The sequence below is a fragment of the Chryseobacterium sp. Marseille-Q3244 genome, assembly GCF_940807095.1.
Classification (GTDB): Bacteria; Bacteroidota; Bacteroidia; order Flavobacteriales; family Weeksellaceae; genus Chryseobacterium.
This window is the reverse complement of record NZ_CALNWX010000022.1, coordinates 1-25,991: the sequence shown is the minus strand read 5'-3', so window position 1 is coordinate 25,991 and position 25,991 is coordinate 1. Positions and strand designations below refer to the sequence as shown.

19 protein-coding genes are annotated in these 25,991 nt (G+C 36.0%); 13 read left to right on the top strand and 6 right to left on the bottom strand.

Translation table 11 applies throughout. The features are described from left to right. The first annotated feature begins 21 nt into the window (after positions 1–21). A complete protein-coding gene (locus tag NBX25_RS22890) occupies positions 22–978 on the top strand; it encodes an acetyl-CoA carboxylase carboxyltransferase subunit alpha (protein WP_123857973.1) in 957 nt (318 codons plus the stop codon). A 57-nt stretch (positions 979–1,035) separates the two neighbouring features. Here NBX25_RS22890 and NBX25_RS22885 read toward each other — a convergent pair whose 3' ends face one another. Then, the gene (locus NBX25_RS22885; protein WP_250255586.1) at positions 1,036–1,800 is read right to left on the bottom strand and encodes a DUF6759 domain-containing protein; all 765 of its coding nucleotides are present in this window, start codon (positions 1,798–1,800) and stop codon (positions 1,036–1,038) included. A 143-nt stretch (positions 1,801–1,943) separates the two neighbouring features. Between NBX25_RS22885 and tsf the strand changes: the two genes are divergently transcribed. From tsf to NBX25_RS22835, 10 genes are all read left to right on the top strand, one after another. After that, positions 1,944–2,768: a translation elongation factor Ts gene (gene tsf / locus NBX25_RS22880; protein ID WP_065395353.1), complete on the top strand. Its 825-nt coding sequence runs from the start codon at positions 1,944–1,946 to the stop codon at positions 2,766–2,768. Between the two features lie 251 nt (positions 2,769–3,019). Continuing rightward, a complete protein-coding gene (locus tag NBX25_RS22875; protein ID WP_250255584.1) occupies positions 3,020–6,304 on the top strand; it encodes an FIDD domain-containing protein in 3,285 nt (1,094 codons plus the stop codon). Between the two features lie 78 nt (positions 6,305–6,382). Further along, positions 6,383–9,193 carry a T9SS type B sorting domain-containing protein gene (locus tag NBX25_RS22870; protein WP_123909870.1) on the top strand — a complete coding sequence of 937 codons (2,811 nt, stop codon included), beginning with the start codon at positions 6,383–6,385 and terminating at the stop codon, positions 9,191–9,193. 114 nt (positions 9,194–9,307) lie between these two features. Then, a complete protein-coding gene (locus NBX25_RS22865) occupies positions 9,308–12,703 on the top strand; it encodes an FIDD domain-containing protein (RefSeq protein WP_250255583.1) in 3,396 nt (1,131 codons plus the stop codon). Positions 12,704–12,894: 191 nt separating this feature from the next. Further along, positions 12,895–13,701 (top strand): hypothetical protein, encoded by an 807-nt coding sequence (locus tag NBX25_RS22860; protein ID WP_250255582.1) that lies wholly within the window; start codon positions 12,895–12,897, stop codon positions 13,699–13,701. Positions 13,702–13,951: 250 nt separating this feature from the next. Beyond that, positions 13,952–14,725: a DUF6759 domain-containing protein gene (locus NBX25_RS22855; RefSeq protein ID WP_123909868.1), complete on the top strand. Its 774-nt coding sequence runs from the start codon at positions 13,952–13,954 to the stop codon at positions 14,723–14,725. 100 nt (positions 14,726–14,825) lie between these two features. Then, positions 14,826–15,503 carry a tRNA (guanosine(46)-N7)-methyltransferase TrmB gene (gene trmB, locus NBX25_RS22850; RefSeq protein WP_123857981.1) on the top strand — a complete coding sequence of 226 codons (678 nt, stop codon included), beginning with the start codon at positions 14,826–14,828 and terminating at the stop codon, positions 15,501–15,503. A gap of 22 nt (positions 15,504–15,525) precedes the next feature. Then, positions 15,526–16,206: a DUF6759 domain-containing protein gene (locus NBX25_RS22845; protein ID WP_250255580.1), complete on the top strand. Its 681-nt coding sequence runs from the start codon at positions 15,526–15,528 to the stop codon at positions 16,204–16,206. A gap of 6 nt (positions 16,207–16,212) precedes the next feature. Continuing rightward, the gene (locus NBX25_RS22840; protein WP_250255579.1) at positions 16,213–16,650 is read left to right on the top strand and encodes a DUF6759 domain-containing protein; all 438 of its coding nucleotides are present in this window, start codon (positions 16,213–16,215) and stop codon (positions 16,648–16,650) included. 247 nt (positions 16,651–16,897) lie between these two features. After that, on the top strand, positions 16,898–17,083 hold the full coding sequence (locus NBX25_RS22835) for a bacteriocin-like protein (protein WP_250255577.1): 186 nt from the start codon (positions 16,898–16,900) through the stop codon (positions 17,081–17,083). 63 nt (positions 17,084–17,146) lie between these two features. Here NBX25_RS22835 and rpsB read toward each other — a convergent pair whose 3' ends face one another. The 3 genes from rpsB to rplM all read right to left on the bottom strand — a co-directional run bounded on the left by rpsB (position 17,147) and on the right by rplM (position 18,964). After that, entirely contained in the window at positions 17,147–17,908 is a 762-nt protein-coding gene (rpsB, locus tag NBX25_RS22830; RefSeq protein WP_045501217.1) for a 30S ribosomal protein S2, read from the bottom strand. Positions 17,909–18,115: 207 nt separating this feature from the next. Next, the gene (rpsI, locus tag NBX25_RS22825; RefSeq protein ID WP_047373582.1) at positions 18,116–18,502 is read right to left on the bottom strand and encodes a 30S ribosomal protein S9; all 387 of its coding nucleotides are present in this window, start codon (positions 18,500–18,502) and stop codon (positions 18,116–18,118) included. Positions 18,503–18,508: 6 nt separating this feature from the next. Continuing rightward, positions 18,509–18,964, bottom strand: coding sequence for a 50S ribosomal protein L13 (gene rplM / locus NBX25_RS22820; RefSeq protein WP_047385928.1), 456 nt, complete (start codon positions 18,962–18,964; stop codon positions 18,509–18,511). A 475-nt stretch (positions 18,965–19,439) separates the two neighbouring features. Between rplM and NBX25_RS22815 the strand changes: the two genes are divergently transcribed. Beyond that, positions 19,440–20,564, top strand: coding sequence for a DUF3667 domain-containing protein (locus NBX25_RS22815; protein WP_250255575.1), 1,125 nt, complete (start codon positions 19,440–19,442; stop codon positions 20,562–20,564). A 39-nt stretch (positions 20,565–20,603) separates the two neighbouring features. Here NBX25_RS22815 and NBX25_RS22810 read toward each other — a convergent pair whose 3' ends face one another. Then, on the bottom strand, positions 20,604–21,020 hold the full coding sequence (locus NBX25_RS22810) for a hypothetical protein (protein WP_349815594.1): 417 nt from the start codon (positions 21,018–21,020) through the stop codon (positions 20,604–20,606). Between the two features lie 172 nt (positions 21,021–21,192). Between NBX25_RS22810 and NBX25_RS22805 the strand changes: the two genes are divergently transcribed. Beyond that, entirely contained in the window at positions 21,193–24,540 is a 3,348-nt protein-coding gene (locus tag NBX25_RS22805; RefSeq protein ID WP_250255573.1) for a methylmalonyl-CoA mutase family protein, read from the top strand. A gap of 103 nt (positions 24,541–24,643) precedes the next feature. Here the strand turns inward: NBX25_RS22805 and NBX25_RS22800 are convergent, their stop codons facing one another. Then, positions 24,644–25,573 carry a hypothetical protein gene (locus tag NBX25_RS22800; RefSeq protein WP_123909863.1) on the bottom strand — a complete coding sequence of 310 codons (930 nt, stop codon included), beginning with the start codon at positions 25,571–25,573 and terminating at the stop codon, positions 24,644–24,646. Positions 25,574–25,991: the final 418 nt, after the last annotated feature.

Here is a 25,991-nt window from a genome sequence, read left to right as displayed (position 1 = left end):
AGATTTAATTTACTTCAAGAAATGGAATATTTAAGTTTCGAACTTCCTATCAAAGAATTGATGGACCAATACCAGACGTGTTCTTTAGTAGGAGAAGAAAGTGGTGTTGATGTAAAATTAGCATGCAGCCAGATTGAGGATAAGATTTTAGAAAAGAAAAAAGAAATCTATAGCAATCTTACACCTTGGCAAAGAGTACAACTGTCCCGTCACCCGGATCGTCCTTATACATTGGACTATATCCACGGAATGGCAGACAAAGGCAGTTTCTTAGAACTTCACGGAGACAGAAATTTCGCTGATGATCCGGCAATGATTGGAGGATTGATGACCCTGGATGGTCAGAGAGTAATGATCATAGGGACTCAAAAAGGAAGAACAACTAAGGAAAGACAGCATAGAAGATTCGGGATGCCAAATCCTGAAGGATACAGAAAAGCTTTAAGACTAATGAAGCTTGCTGAGAAATTCAACATTCCTGTAGTAACTTTAGTGGATACACCGGGAGCTTATCCAGGATTAGAAGCTGAAGAAAGAGGACAAGGTGAAGCGATTGCAAGAAATATTTTTGAAATGGTTCAGCTGAAAACGCCGATCTTCACTTACATTATTGGAGAAGGAGCAAGTGGTGGAGCATTAGGAATAGGTGTAGGTAATAAAGTATATATGCTGGAAAACACATGGTATACGGTAATTGCGCCAGAAAGTTGCTCTTCTATCTTATGGAGAAACTGGGATCATAAGGAAGATGCTGCTAATGCATTAAACCTTACTCCTCAGGATGCTTTAAGAGAAAAGTTCATTGACGGAATTATTGAGGAACCCCTAGGAGGTGCTCACTACGACCAGGAGACCACTTATTTGAACTTGAAAAATTCTATTTTACAAAATATCAAAGCGTTCTCTAAATTTACAGGACAAGAGCTTGAAACCCAGAGACAGGATAAATTCATTGCGATGGGTCAGTTTAAAGGATAAAAAATAAAAAAGGTTAAGAAAATTTCTTAACCTTTTTTATTTTAGTTTTCTTCTTCATTAATCAGCAATATTGAGAGCAATCTCTATATCCTGAGTAATTTTTTTCAGTGAAGAATATTTTGCATCACACACCATTGTAGTCAATACATATTCTCCTTTATCAATCAAAATAAAGTTTTCCCCTCGGGCAGGAACACTTAAATTATAATATTTTTTACCACTTATTTTCACGATCAGATTACAGCTTGATCTGTTTTTAATATTGATATACGCTTCATTCTTATTGATGTCATTATTAAAAAGGTGTGTAAGCATGGCCGCTGTCTTCTTATTCGCTTCACTAGGTTCCGATTTCACCGAAGAACCTGCACTTTTTGCAGTCCCTGCTGAAGCATAGTTTGCCAATCTTTCTTCTTTCAATGCATTGATGGCATTATTTACTTTATCCGCATTCTTGCTATTATTGGCAGTAGATGCTTTATTGGCAGCCATTACTTTCCCGCTATTCAGCTCATTATTTTTAACAATATTTTCAATTTTTTCTTTGCTGATCAGCCTTATGGTAGGTTTTGCTTCAGGTGAATTATCAGCCATGATAATATCCATCAACCTTTTTTTAAAGAAATCTGTTCGTGCATGTCCAGGATTTTGTTTAATAAAACCGGCAATCACTCTTGTTTCTTTTGAGACCTCTGCTTCCTGCTCCGTATAAATAATCACTGTTTCTTTTTCAACAACAGCTTTAGATTTTGTTTTTTTCTTTTTTTGAGAAAAACCAAGCGCAAAAATGCTTACAAAAAGGAGAAGGAAGATTTTTTTCATTAATCAAATCTTTAAAATAGTATTAAATATATTAATAACGTGAAAAGTCATTTTTTAGTTTATCATTAAAATCATTATCTTTGCACTGCTCTAAAATTAAGCTAAAAATTAATACTAATCTTAAATAAAAAATAATAGATATTATGTCTTATACACCAGTTGCTGCAGATGTAGCTAAATTAAGAAACCAAACAGGTGCAGGTATGATGGACTGCAAAAAAGCTCTAGTTGAAGCAGAAGGAGACTTCGAAAAAGCAGTGGATATCCTTAGAAAAAAAGGACAAAAAGTTGCTGCTAACAGAGCTGACAGAGAATCTACTGAAGGAGCTGTAATCGCAAGAGTAAACGAAGATAACACTTTAGGTGCTATTATCTCTTTAAACTGCGAAACTGACTTCGTTGGTAAAAACGAAGCTTTCATCGAGCTAGCTTACGAATTAGCTGAAATGGCAATCTTCGCTGCTACTAAAGAAGAATTATTAGCTACAGATTTCCACGGAATGACTGTTGCTGAGAAATTGATTGAGCAGACAGGTGTTATCGGTGAAAAAATCGAAATTGGTACATTCGAAAGAATCGAAGGACCATTCCTAGGAGCTTACATCCACGCAGGAAACAAAATTGCTGCAATTACTTCTCTTTCTGCAAAAGTAGACGGAGCTGATGAAGTTGCTAAATCTGTTTCTATGCAAGCTGCTGCGATGAACCCAATCGCTCTTGACGAAACTAGAGTTTCTCAAGAAACTATCGACAAAGAATTAGAGATCGAAAGACATAAACTTACTGAAGAAGGTAAGCCTGCAAACATCATCGATAATATCTTGAAAGGTAAAATGCAAAGATTCTACAAAGACAACACTTTGGTACACCAAGACTTCATTAAAGACTCTAGTATCTCAGTTGCTGATTATGTAAAATCTGTAAATGCAGATCTAAAAGTAACAGGATTTATAAGAGTAAGCTTATAATCCAGCTTTTTAAAATATAGAATCCCGGTGAAATTATTCACCGGGATTTTTTTATGGATTATCTTAATGAATATGAACGCAAAATGAAGCAAATTTTAAATATTCAACAATTCTAAAGCAAATCAAAATTCCAAGTTTTTTTTATATAAAATTGTGATGATTAATACTTAAATTTGCGGCCCTTATAGTAACGCATGAAAAAATTTCTACTAGCTTTTTGCACATTTTTTTGTTTATTAGTTAATGCCCAATTGGATACAGAACACTGGTTCGCTCCTATGTCTGCAAGCAGTCTTCAGGGTACTCCCAAAGGTTATTTGTACCTGTCTACTAATGAAACAGTCCCTTTTACTGTACAGATTTTTAACAATAATAATCTCATTGCCTCGGTACAACTCAGTAAAGGAAACCCTATAGAACAGTCTATATCCAATAATATGATGATTGCTTCTACAGCAGCCAACCTGTTTAAGTCTGTTTCAATGGGGCTGCATGTTAAAGGGAGTAAAAAGTTTTTTGCCAGCTACAGATTTGCAGTGAAGGATCAGGCAGAATTTATTACTTCAAAAGGACTAGCCGGTCTTGGAAAAACCTTCTTTGTAGGAATGGCTCCCAATACATCAGCCAAGCCTTATGTAAATTCCACTATTGGGATTACCGCTACTGAAGATAATACGACTGTAACGTTATCAGGATATAATCAGAATGTAGTCTTCTCCGACTTAGTATCCGCTCCATCCAGAACGTTTACCATTGATAAAGGAAAATCATATATCATTGAAGCGCAAAGTGACCTTAATACCAACAACTTGAAAGGATTAGTAGGCGCGAAAATTGTTGCTAACAAACCTATATCCGTCACTAACGGAAACTTTAACAGCATCTATACAACCCAAAACAGCACAAATGTTGATGTATTGATGGATCAGTCTGTTCCTGTTGAAAGATTAGGAAAAGACTTCATAATGGTAAAAGGAAACGGTCCGGCAAATTCTGGAATGGAAGCTGCTGTAGTAGTTGCCACAGTAAACAATACAAAACTTACGGTAAATGGTGCTCCACTAGGACCTACCCTAAATGCAGGTGACCATTATGTTGTACAGGGAACGCATTACACTTCTCAGGCTAACGGAAACTTTAACATGAGCATTTCCGCAACCAATAATGTATATGTCTATCAACTACTAGCAGGAACTTCCACCGGGAATATTTATGCTACAGGAGGGATGAACTTTATTCCACCTTTGAGCTGCTTTCTCCCTACCGAGATCAACGAAATTGGATTCATTAATAAAATAGGAAGTGATTCTTTTACTGCAAGACTTAATATTATTACCCAAACCGGAGCCACAGTAACAGTTAACGGAAATCCAATCACAACTAACGGACCTGCTCCAGTAAACGGAAACCCAAACTGGGTTACTTACTCAATTCCTACTATAACAGGAAACGTTACAGTACAATCAACCAAACCAGTCACCGCAGGTATTGCCGCAGGAAACGGAGCTGTAGGATACGGCGGATATTTTGCAGGATTCTCATCGATCCCGGTGATTACTAAAACTGGTGATTGTTATAATGGAGTCATTTTACAAGTAGAGTCTGGCTATGATGACTATAAATGGTACCGTGACGGTGTTGAAATCCCAGGTGCTATCACCTCTACTATCAGCCCAGACTTATATGGTTCTGGGATCTATACCTGTAAAATCACCAAAAATAGTTGTGAAACCAGGCTTACTGCAGAATACGATTATACAACTTGTCCACCTATTACAACCACAACTTATGATATTGGCTCATGTAATACACAAGTAATTATTCCTGCATTTACCCATTCAACCCAACCTGTAGTTCCTGCCAACACCAATATTATTGTACAACCAACTAATGGGACAGTTGCGATTAATCCTACAACAGGCCAAATTACCTATACTCCTAATGCAGGGATGGCTGCAGATTTTACAGATACCTTCACTTATTATATTCAGGGCAATGGAAGTCCTGCTGCGTTTGAGTATTTTAAAATTGTAGTCAATACCCATATCTTAAAAGTGACCAATGATGTGCTATTTTCCTGTGCTGCAGCTAATGGAAACGGAACCTACAATCTGCAAGCGGCCAGCGTCACTCAAACTCCGGGAGTTACAATAACTTATTTTACCAATGCTAATTTAACAGGGCCAATTGCCAATCCTCTAAATTATACTGGTCCTGCAGGGAACGTATATGCCAATGTAACTTTTTATGGATGTTCTAAAATAGCGACCATTACTTTAAATACATTTCCTATACCTGTTATCAACACTACCAGCTTCAATGCTAATAGCTGTGGAAGTGATGTTGATGGAAGCGTACATATCAACTTTGACAATGTTACTCCACTGATTGTGGCTAATTCACCGATTTTTACAGTAAAATATTATCTTAGCCAGGCCGATGCGATTGCAGGAAATAGCAATACACTTCCTACCAACTGGACCTATACAGCCAACACAACAGTGTATGTAAGAGCAACGGGGAACACTGGAAGTTGCCCTCCAGTCTTCGGACAGATTAATTTTACTATAGGAAATAAAATTCCATTGATTACGAATAATGCAACCGCTGATGTCTGTGATAATGATATTAACGGTTCTGAACAAGTAAATCTGAATGATTATAAAGGTTTATTTACCGTTGATCCGCTTGTTATCTTATCTTTTTATGCCTCTGCAGCTGATGCGCAAACAGGAACTAATCCAATCTCAGCATCACAGATCCTTACTTCTTCAGGAGGTACTTTTTACATAAGATTCCAAAGCAATACAGCATGTGCCAATACAGGTAGTTTAACACTTAATTTAAAAGTACCTAAAAAATCGACAACACTTCAAGATCAGATCATCTGTTCCAATGACAAAATCCTTTTGGATGCTGGACCTGGATTTTCATCCTATCTATGGAGCAATGGAGCTACTGCCCAAAGCATTAGTGCTTCTGCAGGAAATTATTATGTAGACCTTGGATCTAATGGATGTGTGTACCGTCAATATGTAAAAGTTAATACGGCTCAGTCTCCTGTCATTTCAAAAATAGAGGTTTCTGGTACTACAGCAACGGTTTATGTAACAGGCGGAACTCCTCCTTACAGATATTCATTAAATGGTTTTGATTATCAGTCTTCCAATGTGTTTACAGGATTATATAAAGGGACTCATACGGTATATGTATTAGGTGCTGACGGATGTCGTCATGTAACTAAAAACTTCCTGATTGTTAATATTATCAATACGATTACTCCGAATGGAGATGGTATTAATGATACCCTGAACTATTCAGAATTAGGAATCAAACAAAATGTATCCATAGAAGTTTCAGATCGATATGGAAATCCTGTGTATAAATCTTCCGATAAGAATTACATCTGGGACGGAAAATCGAACGGAAGAAATCTCCCTACGGGAACTTATTGGTATGTTATAAAATGGATTGAACCAGACACTCAATTACCAGTTTCGTATTCAGGATGGCTTTTAATTAAAAATCGGGAATAATTTTCAACTTTTATTTACATTTTATTAAAAGTATTTGATTTTTTATTTTAATTTTGTAGAAATCCTAATTCCATACACATGAAAAGATTTCTACTCAGTTTGGTACTAATTTTTTTTACAATTAATACCCTCTTCGCGCAAAGGGATACTGAACACTGGATTGCACCTTATTATACCAACCCCGTTGGAGGTTACCAAAATAAGGTGTATTTATCTACTGATTCTACCACTCCTTTTCCCGTGCAAATATTCAGTGCCAATACCCTTATAGGTACTGTTACTATTGCTAAAGGAGATCCCCAAACATATAATATTGAAGATCCAAGCCTTATCTCTGCCAGCGGAATAACCGATGCTTTTGTTATAGGCACAAAAGGACTTTATTTGAAAGCAGAAAAGCCTTTCTATTGCAGTTTACGAATTGCTCAAAGTGCCCATGGAGAAATTATTACCAGTAAAGGGAAAGCAGGTATTGGTAATAAGTTTTTCGTAGCAGCCGGTCCCAACACAAGGGAAAGTGGTGCCAGTACAGATAATTTTACAGCAGGAATTCTTGCCACTGAAGATAATACGAGTGTTGTAGTAACCTGGAATACTCCCGGGCTAAAATTCATCAATGGAAATCCTCCTGGCCAAAGTCATTCGTTTGTATTAAATAAAGGGCAATCCTTTATTTTTGCTGGAAAAACGGATGATGCAGCGGTTAATAACAAAGGCTTTATTGGAGCTAAAATCGTTACAAGTAAACCTGTAACTCTTACCAATGGTAACTGTAATGGTAACTTCACTACCAGTCCGAGTGGTTCTGACCCTATCCTTGACCAATCTGTACCTGTAGACAGATTAGGGAATACATTTGCTATGGTGAGAAGTAAATCTGAAGATCCTACCTTAAATATGGAGGGAGGGATTGTTATTGCCACAGAAGATAACACTGAAATTTTTCTTAACGGATCCACCACTCCTATTGCAACCCGAAATGCAGGACAATGGTATAGAATCAACGAAACCAGCTATGTAGCTCAAGGTGGAGGTCATTCTAATATGTTTGTTTCCACATCCAAGAATGTATACCTTTATCAATTTGTAGGAACTGACAGCGACGCGACCAACGGATTCAATTATATTCCGCCATTGAACTGTTTCTTACCAAGAAAAATTGACGAAATTGGGAAGATCAATGAAATGCCTGGTATTACTTCTACTATTAAATTAAAACTGAATATCGTAACTGAAGTTGGAGCCAGTGTATTGGTAAATGGAGTTCCTCCTACTGCAGCCCAAGGACCATACCCTTTAACAGGAAATTCACTATGGGTAACCTATTCATTAGAAAACTTCCCTCCAAACCTTACTATTACCTCTACTAAAGCAGTAACTGCCGGAATTAACGGCGGATATAGTTCAGCTGGGTACGGCGGATATTTTGCAGGATTCTCATCAGTTCCTGTAATTGCTAAAAAATCAGGAGATTGTGTTCCCGGGATTGTTCTGCAAGTAGATGATACGTATGATACTTACCAATGGTTTCTTAATGACGTTGCCATTTCTGGTGCTACTACTTATACCTATTCACCAACGCAACCTGGTTATTATACGGTAAAAGTAACTATGGGAGCGTGTCAATCACTTACAACACCTATTTACAAAGTCACTAACTGTTTAAAGAAGACGATTAAAAATGAGCCTGCTTGTTCTACTAAGGTCATTACCCCAACATTCTCTTCTTCAACACAGACTCCAGTGATAAGTACTATAAAGATTCTTACCCCTCCATCTAATGGAACTGCGGTACTTAATCCGGATGGTACAATTACCTATACACCGAAACCTAATTTCGAAGGTACAGATAAAATTGTTTATACATTCTGTGGTGACTCTCCAGACTTTATGGATTGTGAAGAAGTTACCCTAAACCTTACAGTTGTCCCTTTCATTGTGAAGGATGCCACTATTAAAGCTTGTTGGTATGATGTAGCTCCTTATGCTTATTTTGACCTGACCAAAGCTAACGTTACAGATTACGGAAATGCAATAAAAAAATATTACCGTACATTAAAAGATCTTACTGCAGGAATTAACGAAATTACTGCAACAACCAACTATCCTGCAACAGGAGGAATAGTATATGTAAAAATTACCACTGAACAAGGATGTGAGGCTACTGCAAAAATTGAACTTATCCCACTTCCTATTAAAAAATCCCCGATTCTTGTAGATAAATACATCTGTATTGATGCTAAAACGGATCTGGATGCAGGTACTGGATATGATTCTTATCAATGGAGTACGGGAGCAACGACTTCAGGAATCAGAGGTGTAGGTGTAGGTGAATACAGTGTAATTCTTGAGAAAAACGGATGTTTCATTACCCAAGTTGTAAGAGTAAGAAAAGCTGTTGATCCGGTTATTCAACAAATTGAAATCAATAACACTACAGCTACTGTAGTTGTAGTAGGTGGTAAAGCCCCTTACAAATATTCAGTTGACGGAACTACAAACTGGCAGGATTCCAACACTTTTACAGGATTAACCAGAGGCCAACATAAATTCTATGTAAAAGATGCTTACAACTGTACCCCTGTTTCAGCAGAAGTTACCGTTCCTAATTTATTGAATGCCATTACTCCTAATGGAGATAACATCAATGACTACATCGATTACAGTGATCTTGCTTACAAGGACAACCTTAGCTTTGTTGTTTATGATAGATATGGAAATATGATATTTACCGGAAATAAGTTTAACAATTACAGATGGGATGGAAGACATTTCGACAAAAAACTTGTAACAGGTACTTATTGGTATCACGTTTCCTGGAATGAATCTAACAAAGAAAAGACTGAGATAAAATATACTGGCTGGATTATGGTAAAAAACAGAGAATAATCATCCAGATTTAAAATTTTTCAAAACCACGATTGCAAAATCGTGGTTTTTTTATTGCATTTTCAATACTTCAATGCTTTTTATTATTAAATTTGTGATAAATACCATCACTGAATGAAGAAAATTCTATCTTTTTTATTTATATTTCACATATTCACCTCTCTTTTTGCACAATTAGACAGAGAACATTGGTTTGCTCCCATGATAGACCGATCTGGAGCTTCCAATCCTTATCAGAAGCTCTACTTGTCTACCAGCCGTACAACCCCTTTTCCTGTAAACATCTATAACAATAATGTTTTGATCGGAACAGTGAACATCAGTAAAAATAATCCTCAGAAATTTGATGTCTTAAGGAATTATATCATTACCACACAGCAGACAGATTTATTTACTCCTACCACAAAAGGATTATATCTGAAGGCAGAATTTCCATTTTATGCAAACCTAAGATTTTCAGTATTTAATCATGCCGAAATCATTACCTCTAAGGGCATTCCATCCACTGGAAAAAGTTTCTTTGCAGCATCAGCTCCTATCAGTGTAAATAATGATATTCTGAATTTTATGACCAGTATTCTGGCAACAGAAGATAACACTACGGTTAGCATTACCGGTTACAGCCCACTTGTACAATTCTCAAACGGAACTACAGGGGCTACCAACCCTACCATAAACATCGCTTTAAACAAAGGACAATCCTATATTATTGATGGTATTGGAAACAGTACCGGAAACTTTGATGGATTTATCGGAGCTAAAATCACCTCAAACAAACCCATTAATGTCACTAATGGAAATTTCAACGGTCAATATGCTGGAAACTTCCCTACCAGTTCTGATATTTTAATGGATCAGGCTGTACCTGTTGACAGGCTTGGAAATGAATTTGCTCTCGTTAAAGGTAACGGAAGTATTGGAGCCAATATGGAAGGAGCTGTTATTATTGCTACCCAGGATAATACCCAGATCTATGTAAATAATGAACTAACCCCTATCGCTACATTGAATACTGGGAAGTATTTTGTAATTCCTGATTCTAAATACAGTCTTCAGGGCGGTGGTCATTATAATTTATATATCAAAACTTCTAAGAATGCCTATGTTTACCAGATTTTAGCAGGAGATTCGAATACAGGAAATGAAGTAGCTACAGGAGGTTTCAATTTCATTCCTGCATTAAATTGCTATCTTCCCAAGCAGATCAATGAGCTTGGTCTTATCAATGAAAACTTTGTTCATTCGAATATAAACCCTTCAGGAGTTCTCAATATTCCCACAAAGCTGAATCTTGTTACAGAAAAAGGAGCTATAGTTACCGTAAATGGAGGAACTCCACCAGCTTCTACCGGTCCTTACAATATGACAGGCACCAACAATTGGGTTACTTATGGAATTCCCAATGTGACTGGAACAATAACAATCGTTTCCAGTAAAGCTATTACTGCGGGAATTACAGCAGGAAGTGACGCGGTAGGATACGGAGGTTTCTTTGCGGGCTTTCCTACCCAACCCGTTATTTTAAAAACAGGAGGTTCATGTATTCCGGGAATTGAGCTTACTATAGATCCCATCATTTATGATACCTATCAATGGTACAGAAACGGGATCGCAATTTCCGGAGCGAATAGCTCTTCAATTGTTCCTACCCAATCCGGATATTATACTTGCTCTGTTACCATGGGAAGCTGTGCTCCTTTGGTTACTGAACAATATAAAGTAACAAATTGTATGAAGCTGACAACAACATCTTATGATGTATGCACTTCACAAATAATTACCCCAACCTTCAGTAATTCAACACAAGTTCCTGTGGCCTCTACTGTGGCCATCACTTCTCCACCAGCATTGGGTACAGTGGTAATAAATCCTACCACGGGAATCATTACTTATACTGTCAATACTCCCGGCACAGCAGGAATTGATACATTTACCTATACTTTCTGTGGCAATGACCCTGATTTCCCTGACTGTGAAACAGTAACCGTAAATATCAATATTAAAGCGATCATAGCTACCAATGCTGTATTATTTGCCTGTGATGTAAATGGAAAAGGAACATTTAACCTTACAACCGCCAGTGTAACAACAAACAATCCTGTTACTAAAACCTATTATCCAACCCTGGCAGATGCACAAACAGAAAATCCTGCAGCCCAAATCACTACTCCCAATGCCTATTCCGCAGCAAATGGTACAATCATCTATGTGGTAATCAAAAATACACTTGGGTGTAAAAGCATTGCCCAAGTAACATTAAGTTTTTATAATAAAGCCATTGTACCAGATAATTATAATGGGACATTCTGCGATGATAATTTCGATGGAACTGTAAATATAACCCTCACTAACATCACTCCTATCGTTCTTAATAATCCGAATTATTTTACCGTAAGATACTATGCAAATTTGGCTCATGCCAATGCAGGAAACGCTAACACACTGCCTAATAACTGGAGTTATACCGCAACCACAACAATCTATATCAGAGTAGATTCTCCTGACGGATGCTCCCCTGTTGTTAAACCTTTACAATTCAGTATCGGAAACAGAATAAAACTAGCAAGTCAGGCAGTCACAGAAAATGTATGTGATGATGACCTGGATGGAATAAAAACAGTAAATCTTTCCCAATTTATTCCTCTGTTTACACTAGATCCCAATGTGACCTTTACATTTCATGGAACCTTAGCTGATGCACAAAACAATGTCAATCCATTAGCTGCAACAGTCAATATTACCACCCCACAAACATTTTATATCCGTTTTGAAAAAAATGGTGTTTGCCCGGAAGTGGCCTCTATTAAAATTACTATTAAAATTCCTAAAACTTCGCCTCTTCTTGCAGATCAGATGATTTGTCCTAAAACAACCACAACACTGAGTGCGGGTCCGGGATTTGACAAATACTTATGGAGCACGGGAGCCACTACCCCTTCCATTACTAATGTACCTGCAGGCAGCTATTGGGTAGAGCTTACCTCTAATGGATGTACTTATAAACAGCATGTAAATGTGACAGAATACACCATCCCAACGATCACTTCCATTGAAATTGACGGAACAACAGTGAAAATTGGTGCAAGTGGTGGCAACCCACCTTATGAATACTCTTTGGATGGGATTGTATGGCAATCTTCAAATATTTTCTATGATGTACCAAGAGGCCCTCATTATGTAGTGGTAAGAGACGCTAAAATGTGCGCAGAAGTAAAAAAGGAATTTGCTATTATTAACCTTATCAATACCATTACTCCAAATGGTGATGGGCGTAATGACCAAATAGACTATTCGGCGTTAATGGCTAATGAGAATCTGGTATTCAGAATCTTTGACCGATATGGAGCTGAAATCTTCCGGGGTACCCGTGAAAACCGATTTACCTGGGATGGAAGAGTGGGAGGCAGATATACTCCTACGGCAACTTATTGGTACTTTATCAGCTGGACAGAATTTGGTTCTACAGTTTCAATAAAATACTCAAGCTGGTTATTGGTAAGACACAGATAAAACATCTAAAAGGCTGAAAAAGAGCAACATTCTTTCAACCTTTTATGGTATATTCCGGTTTAGATTCAAATTGAAAATATGTTTATAACATTCATTAACAATTCAATACTAAAGTTTAATATAACTTTAACCACTATTCTTTATCCAACTAAGCACAAATTGCTGTATTTCTATGTAATTTTGCCAATTATATGAAGAAACTGTTTACTCTGCTGATGCTGATTTTTCTGGCAAAAATCAATGCTCAAATATATTCCGGTGAAGTATTTCTAAGGGATAACTCCATCCTTTATCTTAACCAGGTATATGTTACCAATCTTAATACCCAAAAAACTGTTCTTGCGGACTTCAACGGTAATTTCAATGTCCCGGCCAATCCCGGAGATGTTATCCGTTTTACCTCTATTGTTACGGAAAGAAAGGATATTAAATTGACTCCTCAGTTATTGGGGCAGAAAAATCTTGTAGAACTGAAAGTAGCTTATTATGAGATTCAGGAAATTGTGCTCAGCAGATTTAAACCTACAGGAAACCTAAGATATGATGTAAATTCTCTCAGAAAAGAAGATAAAGCCCTTGCAATTAAAAAAGTTATCGGACTTCCTGAACCTAAAGGAGATGGAACCCCTCCTGAGCTTCCGGTTGCGGGATTAAGGGATGGCGGACTTACCTTCAGCCTTGAAAGTATCTATGATATGCTTTCTGGTGAAAGAAAGAAGAAGCAGCGTTATCAGGCTTACGAGAATATGAATACCTCCATCACTCAGGTTAAAAATTATTTAGGGAAAGACTATTTTGCTAAATTTAAAATACCTGAAAACCTGATCGATAACTTTTTACAGTTTGTCTATACTTCGGAAAACATTCAGCCTTATGTATTGGCTGGAAACTTTGAAGCCATCAAAATTCCTATAGAAAAATATATGCCTATCTACCAGAAGAGATTAAGAAGTTCACATCTCCAGGAAGTCATAGCACCCCAACAGACCGAGAAATAACAATTCACATTTATACAAAAATCCATGTAGTTTTACATGGGTTTTTCTTTTACACCAATGCGGGCATCTATTGTCAATCATTCACTTCTCACATAAAACATTTCACTTATATTCAAAAATATGTTTAATTTTATATCACGATAATGTGTTTAAAATAAAAACAATACTATTTCGTTATCCTACTAAAAGACTAATTGACCCAAACACAAATTAAGAAAAAGTACCTAATTTTTAACTTAATATTATATTAATGAAAAAAATACTTTTACTTCTTGCCTCGGTCTTGTTTTTCAGCGTGTATGCCCAAAAGAAGGGAAAAGATTACAGCGAAATTCTGAAAAGCAATAATATATATGAAATCAATGCATTCTTAAGAGACGCTCATCCTGATGATCCCAGAAGATCTGTCCTAAAACCAAGGGTTATGGAAATGATGAAAGAATACATCAAAAATGCTCATCCCGAAGATCAGAAAGTGAAAGACATGCAGGAAATGCTGGCCTTATTAAGAAGAAGACCTTCTACAAAAATCACCTTTGATGAAATGAATGCTATTATCAAACAGAAACAGATTGCCAAATATAAAGCTGAACTTGCCGCCAAAAAATCAACAGAAACTTATACTCCAAGCAACGCTCAAAATACATTTGTGGTGAACACAGCAGCTAATGCTGCAATTCCTAATGCAGAAGCCGAGGAATTTAATATGCTTATGAATATCTCTCCTATTGAACATCAAAACAAAACCGTCAAAATCCTTAATTCCTTATTTGATAATGATCCCAATGCTAAAGAATGTATTGTTCTTATCCAAAATCAATCTGACTGCAATATTATTGTAAGGATGGAAAGTGTTGGTACAATTAAATACAGACTCGCCGTTCCGGCCCATAAGGACAACTCCATCGTAGTAGAAAAAGGACAGTATCTTTTCACAAGTTTGGTATGTGGTGCACAGTATGCATCACAAAAAACTATTCAAAAGCCAATTATGGTTGCTTTAGGCAGCGCAACAGCAAAATAATCAAAACAATATCATAGCCTCACCATAGGTCTTTTAACTTTAAAAGACCTCAATTCTGTGTAAATTTTATTACTTTTGCAGTCATTTTATACATGACTCAATGGGCAAGAATAAATTAGCAAGATTTGCAGAAAACAAGATACTACCGAATGTAATTCAACCAACACGGGAAGATGCTTTAGAAGGCTTTGAACTTAAAGGAAAATGGAGAGAAAATTTCTTTAAAAATGACAACCCGATTGTTCTGGAGCTAGGCTGTGGAAAAGGAGAATACTCTGTAGGGTTAGCCAAAACATTTCCAGAAAAGAACTTTATCGGGATTGATATTAAAGGGGCAAGATTCTGGTTCGGAGCAAAAGAGGCAGTGGAAAACGGGATGACTAATGTTGCCTTTTTAAGATCACAGATTGAACTTGTGGATCATTTCTTTGCTGAAAATGAAGTGGATGAGATCTGGATTACCTTCCCGGATCCACAAATCAAATACAAAAGAACAAAACATAGATTGACACACCCGGACTTTTTAGCCCGTTATAAAAAATTCCTGAAGCCAGGAGGAATTATCCATTTGAAAACTGACTCAGAATTCCTTCATGGATATACTCTAGGATATTTACAGGGAGCAGGATATGAAATCATTACCGCTCACCATGATATCTATGGAGCTCCGGAATATGATCCTAATACGCCCCATTTGAGAGATATTCAAACGTATTATGAACAGCTATTCTCAGCAAAAGGAAAAACAATAACCTACATAAAATTCCGAATCAACTGATGAAATAAACGAAACACTATTGATGAAAAAAAAATTTTTGACGATTTTATTTTTCACTTTCCTTACACCCGGCTTTACCTCCGCACAAAAAGGCAGTAAAGACATTTTAAAAAGCACAAATATTAAGGAAATTGAAGAATATCTTAAGACCGCACACCCTGACGATCCTAAAAAAAGTGTGCTAAAACCTAAGCTCATTGCTTTAAAAAACTCTGAATGGACAAAGGGAGCAAGGACTGCCAAACCAATGGAAACAAGGCCCGTTATCGCAGATATTCCAAAAAATGCGATGAAAGATCCCAATTCTAATGAAGCGGAAGAATTTAGGCGTTTAATTGCCGAAACATCTACAGAACATAGAGAGAAAACTGAGCAGCTTCTCAATACAATGCTCAATGAGGATATTACCAAAAAAGAATCCATTCTTTTATTTAAGAATAACTCGGACTGTAATATTGTTCTCCGGATAGAAGGTAATGATTATTATAATCTTGCCGTACCTGCTCACGGAGAAAATTTTATTATAATTAATAAAGGTTCTTATACACTGAACAGTAATGTCTGTGACATGAAGTACTTCTCTCAAAAAGATATAAAAAGAAGTATCTTTGTAACCATAGATAATCCAGGTCAGCCAGGTGCTCAGCAAGCCTCACCCACAAAGGCACCCTCTGAAAAACCATTAAAAAAAAGAAAAAAATAAACAGGTATGAAAAAGTTATTAGTTCTGACTGGGATTTCAATGATCCTTACCAGCTGTAGTGTTAATTATGGTGGTTATCCCATTAGAAATCCCTATCCTACCAATACTGGTGGTGGCAGTGCAGCTAATACAGAGAGAGAATATAATGAACTGATGAAGACTCATAAACCTGAAACAGCTGAAGTACTTACAGATCTTCTTAACGAAACAGATCCCACTAACCTAAGAACCTCCCTTTCAGTAGAAAATGCGTCTCGTTGCAATATGGTCCTTACCATCAGCGGAAACGGATACTTTAAAAAGGTTCCTATTGGAGCTGGGAAAATCGGCGCAGTTATGGTTCCTAAAAACCAAAGCTACAGACTATCAGGAATGTTGTGCAACTCATCCTATCAGTCTACAAAATTTATTACCAGTTCATATAATATCAAATTATCTAACTAAAAATAGAACTGCAGAATTCTGCAGTTTTTTTATTTTTAATATTTACTTACAGACAAAACAGGCAGCATATAAACCTCTAAGATGCTCATTGTCTACTTTGTCCATAAATGATTATAAATAAAAATGTAAATAACATAAAATCAAAAAGTTATTATATAAAACATACAAAGTAATAAATATCTATTTTTAAAAAATAATTGCGGTAGCCGAAAAGCATACAGAGTAGGACAAGTCAAAACTAAAAACCATGAAAAATTTAAAAAGAATTCCAAGGAATGCCTTAAAAACAATTAAAGGAGGATTTAAATTATGTACACAAGGCTGTAATACCGACATAGGAGAAATATGCTGTGGGGTTGTATGTAAGGTGGGAGAAGTCTTAACACCAGAAGATCCTACTATTCCATCGGTTGTTATCTGTCCAAAAAGATAAACTAAAACAAAAAAACGCTGGATCGAAATCCAGCGTTTTTCCTATATTAAAGAAAATCTTTAATTATTCAGCATCGAAATCAGCATCTGTATCAGCAGATACTTTTTCTCCTTCTTCTTTAGATTTTTCTTTATCAGCTTTTCTTTGAGACTGACCTTCTTTGATAGAATCAGAAACAATGCTCAAGATCATATCAATAGATTTAGAAGCATCATCGTTTCCTGGGATAACGAAGTCAACTTTTCTAGGGTCAGAGTTTGTATCAACGATACCGAAAACTGGAATACCAAGCTTCTTAGCTTCAGTTACCGCGATGTGTTCTCTTAAGATATCAACTACAAAGATTGCAGAAGGAAGTCTAACCATGTCAGAGATAGAACCTAAGTTTTTCTCTAAGTTAGCTCTTTGTCTGTCAACTTGTAATCTTTCTTTTTTAGATAAAGTTTCGAACGTACCGTCTTTTTTCATTTTGTCGATAGAGTTCATCTTCTTTACCGCCTTTCTGATAGTAACGAAGTTCGTTAACATACCACCTGGCCATCTTTCTGTAATATAAGGCATATTAAGTTCAGAAGCGTGTTTTGCAACCACTTCTTTCGCTTGCTTCTTAGTAGCTACGAAAAGAACTTTTTTACCTGCAGAAGTTAATTTTTCTAAAGCGCTGCACGCTTCATCCAATTTAACTGCTGTTTTATGTAAGTCTACAATGTGAATACCGTTCTTCTCCATAAAAATGTATGGAGCCATATTTGGGTTCCACTTTCTAGTCATGTGACCGAAGTGTACACCAGCCTCTAAAAGGTCTTTTACATTTGCTTTTGCCATGTTTTCTGTTTTTGTTAGTTTACTTTCCGTTTTTTAAACAATCAACAACTTCTTTAGATGGGAGAAGCGTTTGGATGCTAAACGTAACGGGCAATTGGCGCTTTGCTTATTGCTTTTGGCAATGGGCTCTTCGCCGAGATTAAGTTTAAATAAAATGTAGTACATTTCTGTAGCCAATAGCCAAAAGCCATTCGCCAACAGCAAATCTTAACGTTTTGAGAATTGGAATCTCTTTCTTGCTTTTTTCTGACCTGGCTTCTTTCTTTCCACCATTCTTGCGTCTCTTGTAAGTAAACCAGCTGGCTTTAATGCTAATCTGAACTCAGCGTTGATTTCGCATAAAGCTCTAGAAATACCTAATCTGATAGCTTCTGCCTGACCTGTATTACCTCCACCGAATACGTTTACGGTAACGTCATACTGACCAACAGTCTCAGAAAGGATGAACGGTTGGTTTAATTTGTAAACCATCACGTCTGTAGAGAAATATTCTTTAGCATCTTTACCGTTTACTGTAATGTTTCCAGAACCTGGTCTTACATAAACTCTTGCTACAGAAGTTTTTCTTCTTCCGATTTTGTGAACTATAGACATAATTAATTATTTAAATTCGTTAACATTAATTGTTTTTGGCTGTTGAGCTTCATGTTTGTGCTCAGTTCCTTCATACAAATAAAGGTTCTTAAGGATAGCAGATCCTAATCTGTTTTTAGGCAACATACCTTTTACAGACTTCTCTAATACCTTTAAAGAATCTTTCTTTTGAAGTTCAGCCGCAGTCATAGACTTCTGTCCACCAGGGTATCCTGTATGCCAGATATAAGTCTTATCAGCCCACTTGTTTCCGGAAAGCGTAATTTTCCCAGCATTCAAAACGATTACGTTATCACCACAATCTACGTGAGGTGTAAAATTCGTTTTGTGCTTACCTCTCAAAATCTTTGCAACCGTAGAAGCTAGTCTTCCTAACGGCTGTCCTTCAGCGTCTACCACAACCCATTCTTTATTAGCAGTAGCTTTGTTCGCTGAAACAGTTTTGTAACTTAATGTATTCACACGTTTTAGTTAAAGATTAAACATAATTTACCCCTAAAAGGGTGTGCAAAGGTACAAATTATTTTTGTAACCCAAAAACATATTTTATTTAATCTATAAAATATCGGATAATCAACCCTGTAGCAATAGATTTTAGCACTATTTATACTTTTGGCATAAAACTTGTAAAATGTTGTGGCGATGAAAAAAAACGTTTAGAAGGTTCTAAAAGCACGAAGATGATAAAGCAAGAGTTTCTTCCCTCAACTCTTTCTTTATTGCCTTTTCTCTAAAATCCCTGTAAAATATTATTCTTTAATTCACTCCTTTAAACTTATTAGAAAAGGCATTCATAACTATCATTAGTATTAATTCCATTCGGTTTCAAGAATAATTACTCCTCAATTTTAATTTTTCTTTAAGGATTTCTTCAAAAGAGTATTGATATCATTATTTATTTACTGAAATAATTATCTTTGCCACACAAACAAGTACCATGAGCCACGGAAAGATCCGAGAAGATAAAATCTGCCTGAATTGCGGGCATCAAGTAGAAGAAAGATTCTGCCCTCATTGCGGACAGGAAAATACTGAACGCAGACAGCCTTTCTATTTTCTTTTTACCCATTTTATCGAAGACTTTACCCATTATGATGGCCAGTTCTGGGGAACGGTAAAGAATTTATTATTTAGCCCCGGGAAACTAACAAACACTTATCTGGAAGGAAAGCGACAGAAATTCGTACCCCCTGTAAAACTCTATATTTTTGTCAGTTTTATTACATTCTTCCTATTTGCATTATTTCCTCCTTTTAATGTCAATTATGGACATACAAAAAAAGAGGAACACAATGTTCCTCAAGCTAACCCAGTCAAAAACCAGGTCGTGCAAAACATTGTCGAAGGGATTGAAATAGAAAAGCTGAGAGTAAAAGATTCTGCGAAAATAACACAACTTAATCAAGCACAGACCTACATACAAGATTCTTTGAAGAAAGACAGCTTCCAAGAAGGTCTTATAAGCACATTGGATACCAATAATAAAATAGCTGATGACACCAATTATCGGGGATACAAGACTCAGGAGGAATATGATAAAGGAACAGCCAATAAAAAAAATATTTTTAGTTTTATCAATGATGCTTTTGCCCGTAAATTCTTCAGTCTAAAAGAAGAAGGTGTTAAAAAAGGAGATATTCTGAGAAATCTGGTAGAAACCTCTTTTCACAATCTGCCTAAAGCCCTATTCATCTATCTCCCAATTTTTGCATTCTTTTTATGGATATTTCATAGCAAAAGAAAATGGTGGTATTTTGACCATGGCATTTTCACTCTGCATTATTTTTCATTTTTACTTGTAAGCATTTTGATATTAGCACTGCTCATTAAAGCTGCAGGCTTATTATCGGAATATACATTTTTCCCTTCTTTACTATCACTGATTATATTCATAATTTCGGCATACGGACTCATTTATTTCTTCATTGCCCATCGCCGGGTCTACAAATCACATGGTATTGTAAGTATTATGATTGGTGGAATTATATTCTTTCTCAATCTGTTTGCATTCATATTCTTAGCTACAGGATTGGCATTAGTAAGTTTTCTGATGCTCCATTAAATAAAAAAAGAGGCTGTCCGATACGACAGCCTCTTTTTTTTATTTTCTTAATGACTTAGTGGCCCTAAAACTTGCTATTACATAATAGGCTACAAAGACCATCGAAAATTTCAGAATAGATGGAATCGCCAGTTCGAGCTTAAATAGTAAAGTACCTATCAGAACCAAAATAGCCATGGCTAAAAAAGACAGACCTAGTTTCTTAGGCAATGTAAAATCCGGAGTATCCAGATAATAAGCAATTCCCCACGCCGCCCCGAAGGCAATGGCATAATAAAGTTCCAGTCCCATATTATCTGAACTTAAAAAGAAATAATTGATAAGGAAGCTTACTACTGTTCCCAATGCGAAATATATCAAAGCTTTTTGCATGTCTGTAAAATATGGTGCAAAAGTAGAGATTTTAATTTGAGTAATTAAGGATCTATCAATTTCTAAATAAAATCTGGAAGTCATTTTTAATTCTGTAACTACCGAACCGTAAGACTTTCAAATTCTCAAACCTAAAATTGGAGCTATTTTATTAAATAAACCAATTTAACCAAATGATAATCAGCTCAATAAAATCAAACACAGGGTTGTTTTTTTATTATTATATTTGAAAACTTAGAAACTTTCTAGAATTTTTATGGAAACCCAAAAATATACTCCAACCAACAAGGTAAGAATCGTAACCGCTGCGTCATTATTTGACGGACATGACGCTGCGATCAATATTATGCGTCGTGTCATTCAGGGAACTGGATGTGAAGTGATTCACTTAGGACATGACAAATCAGCAGAGGAAGTTGTAAACACAGCGATCCAGGAAGATGCCAATGCTATAGCATTAACTTCATATCAAGGAGGGCACAATGAATATTTCAAATATATCTATGATCTTTTAAGAGAAAAAAATTCACCACAGATCAAAATTTTTGGTGGCGGTGGTGGTGTTATCCTTCCGGAAGAGATTAAAGACCTGATGTCTTATGGAATTGATAGAATCTATTCTCCGGATGATGGCCGTGAACTTGGCCTTCAGGGAATGATTGATGATCTGGTACACCGTTCAGATTTTGCAACAGGAAAAGATGTAACAGCCGATGATTTGGACTTAATCAATTTTGAAAATTCAACAAGTATTGCCAGAATTATCTCAGCCGTTGAGAACTTTTCAGAAGAAAAACCTGAATTGGTAAAAGCGATTGATGAGAAATCAAAAGATTTAAATATTCCAATCATTGGGATTACAGGAACCGGAGGGGCTGGAAAATCATCTTTAACGGATGAATTGGTAAGACGTTTCCTACGTTCCAACACCGATAAAAAAATCGCAATTATTTCTATTGATCCTTCTAAAAAGAAAACCGGAGGAGCTCTTCTTGGAGACAGAATCCGTATGAATGCGATTAATGATCCAAGAGTATACATGCGTTCAATGGCCACAAGAGAAAACAACGTTTCTGTTTCTCCATTTATCCATTCTGCACTGAATGTATTGAAACTGGCGCACCCGGATGTGATCATCCTTGAAACTTCAGGGATTGGGCAATCAGGATCAGAGGTTTCTGATTTTGCAGATGTTTCCATGTATGTAATGACTCCTGAATATGGTGCTTCTACACAGCTGGAAAAAATTGACATGTTAGATTATGCTGATCTGGTGGCATTAAACAAATCCGACAAACGAGGGGCTCTTGACGCGCTTCAGGCGGTAAGAAAGCAGTTCCAGAGAAACCATCTTTTATGGGAAAGCCCATTGGAGGATATGCCTGTATATGCTACAAAAGCATCTCAGTTCAATGACCACGGAACAACAGAACTTTACAACAGATTGGTTTCAAAAGTAAATGATAAGTTTACTGACTTAGGGCTTAAGACTTTCGTTGAGCAGGAAATTACAGATGAAGTAACCATCATTCCACCCAAAAGAGTTCGTTACCTTTCTGAAATTGTTGAAAACAACAAACAATATGATGCTAATGTTGAGAAACAAGCTGAATTAGCAAGAAAATTATACCATATTGAAGGGGTAAAAAATATTATTTCTAATGAAGCTTTAGATATTGAATATCAAAAAGCAGAAAAAGAACTTCAGCAGGAAAATATTGATTTCCTGAAAACATGGGATGATACAAAAAAAGCGTTCCATGCAGAGTTTTACTCCTATTTTGTAAGAGGAAAAGAAATTAAAGTAGAAACTTCTACAGAATCTTTATCTCACCTAAGAATTCCAAAAATTGCTTTACCAAAATACAACGATTGGGGTGATCTGATTCAATGGAAAGGCCAGGAAAACCTTCCGGGAAGCTTCCCTTATACTGCCGGAATTTATCCGTTTAAAAGAACAGGTGAAGACCCAACAAGAATGTTTGCGGGAGAAGGTGGCCCGGAAAGAACCAACCGAAGATTTCATTATGTATCTGCAGAAATGCCTGCAAAACGTTTATCTACGGCTTTTGACTCGGTAACATTATACGGACAGGATCCAGCTTTACCACCAGACATCTATGGTAAGATTGGTAATGCAGGGGTTTCCATTGCGACTTTGGATGATGCTAAAAAACTATATTCTGGATTTGATCTGGTGAATGCATTGACTTCAGTTTCCATGACCATCAATGGTCCAGCTCCAATGCTATTGGCATTCTTCATGAATGCTGCCATTGACCAGAATGTTGAAAAATACATTAAAGAAAATGGATTAGAATCTAAAGTTGAAGCTAAACTTAAAGAAAAATTCGACGATAAAGGTTTAGAAAGACCAAAATATAAAGGCGAACTTCCTCCATCCAATAGCGGATTAGGATTACAGCTTTTAGGATTAACCGGTGATGAAATTATCCCTGCAGAGGTATATGCTGAAATTAAGGCTAAAACAATTGCTACCGTTCGTGGTACTGTTCAGGCTGACATTTTAAAGGAAGACCAGGCTCAGAATACTTGTATCTTCTCTACTGAATTTGCCTTAAGATTAATGGGTGACGTTCAGGAATATTTCATCAAAGAAAAAGTGAGAAACTTCTACTCTGTTTCCATTTCCGGTTATCACATTGCTGAAGCAGGGGCTAATCCTGTGTCTCAGCTGGCATTTACATTGGCCAACGGTTTCACTTATGTGGAATACTATCTGTCAAGAGGAATGGATATCAATGATTTTGCTCCGAACCTATCCTTCTTCTTCTCTAACGGTATTGACCCTGAATATTCAGTGATCGGACGTGTAGCCAGAAGAATCTGGGCAAAAGCAATGAAACTAAAATATGGTGCAGATGAAAGAAGCCAGATGTTGAAATACCATATTCAGACTTCAGGACGTTCTCTTCACGCTCAGGAAATTGATTTCAATGATATCAGAACTACCCTTCAGGCACTTTATGCGATCTATGATAACTGTAATTCACTTCACACGAATGCTTATGATGAAGCCATCACGACTCCTACAGAACAATCGGTAAGAAGAGCAATGGCGATTCAGCTGATTATCAATAAAGAACTAGGTCTTGCTAAAAACGAGAACCCACTTCAGGGATCTTTCATTATCGAAGAGCTAACGGACCTTGTAGAAGAGGCAGTATATGCAGAATTTGACAGAATCACAGAAAGAGGAGGTGTTCTTGGAGCTATGGAAACGATGTACCAGCGTTCTAAGATCCAGGAAGAATCTATGCATTATGAATGGTTGAAACACACAGGAGAATATCCAATCATCGGGGTGAATACATTCCTTGGAAAAGACGGTTCCCCAACCGTACTTCCGGGAGAGGTTATCCGTTCTACCGAAGAAGAAAAACAGGCACAGATTGAATCTCTTCACAATTTCCAGAAAGCTAATGAAGAAAAATCTGAAGAAGCGTTGAGAAAACTTCAGCATGCAGCAATCAACCAGCAGAACTTATTTGAAGTAATGATTGATGCGGTTAAATTCTGCTCTTTGGGGCAAATCACCAATGCTTTATTTGAAGTGGGTGGTAAGTACAGAAGAAATATGTAAGATAAGATGTACCTTGTTAATTAATATAACAAAACCTAACAGGATTCAGAACCCTGTTAGGTTTTTATTATAGAAAAGGTAGTTCAAATAAACAACCTTTAATTTATGAAATTTCTAAAATTAGTTTTATTGAGATTTCAACAAATTTATGTAATGGAATCTCTCCCCTGAAACTTTCATTATCTATCATAGATGTAATATCAATTTCTGATCTAATTTTTGATTTATCTTTCACATAGAATGTCTTAGTAACTTTGTCAAGATAAAACGTAAACGAAACTTCATCATAAAAGTTTCCATCAATCTCAACTTGATCATCACCACTATAACTTTTATTATAAATATTATATAAAACTTGTTTAAAGTTATCCTTTGTAGCTATTTTATTAAATTTCAATTGTGTAGTAATTGTCCCTAAATTTGAATCACTTACTCCTTCAAATAACTCTGAAAAACTATTTGGTATAATATTTCTTTCAAGGTTTATCTCCTTCAAATCTCCTCCATCCATCATTCTTTGCATTAATTTTAAATTAGGAGCATGTGAAAGCTTAATTTTAATTCTATTCTCACCTTGAAAACCTTTTTTCACTAAAAAATTATTAAAACAATCTTCAAAACTCTTTTGAATGCTATGAGTAGATTTTCTTTGTAATATAATAAAACCTTCTTGTTTGTTTTTTGGAATTTGAATAAAGAAATTTAATATTCTTGCTTGAAGTTCATCAGAACTAACTGAATAATTAGTTGCATTAGTTTCTGGATCATTAATATTTACAGGATCTCCTGTTGTCCCGGCATCAAATTTTCCATAGATTTGCCTATTAGTTTTATCAAATCTATGAGGTTCTCTCAAGGTAAGACTTTTGTCTTTCCCGTTCTCATTAAATTTTTTAGTATTTGAAAAAATGTCATGACAAAACTCATCAAATAAATCTTGAGAATCGATATTCCCGGGCAAATTAGCCAAAAAGTGTTTTTCTCCTCTTTTATCTAAGATGGAGAATCTAAAAGTTGATACTTTATAATTCATTAATTTTTATTTCTTTTTTATAAAATTCTTAAATAATGATATTCTTATTTTTTTAAATATTATTATTATAACTCTAACGTTCGTGAGTGTTAAAAACGAATTTAATTTTGGAAAAAAGAAACATTTGCAATACATTTGCACAACAAAAGTAGATGAGGTAATCTCATTTTCTTCATTATTGATTTTTGTTTAAATTTGGATTGCGACCCCTAATTTTTAATACAAAATTTGATAAATTTTCCATGGCTGTTTATTCAGCCTTTTTTTATATTTTCTTTCCCTCTATTATTTTTTTCTTTTTGTTAAAATAAAATACTCTACCCCTTCATTTTTTTCCTTTCTAATATCATATATATAGCTTTTATTTTTATAATCTACCCCTCTTTTATCAAAAACATTTTTTAGATTAATATAAAAA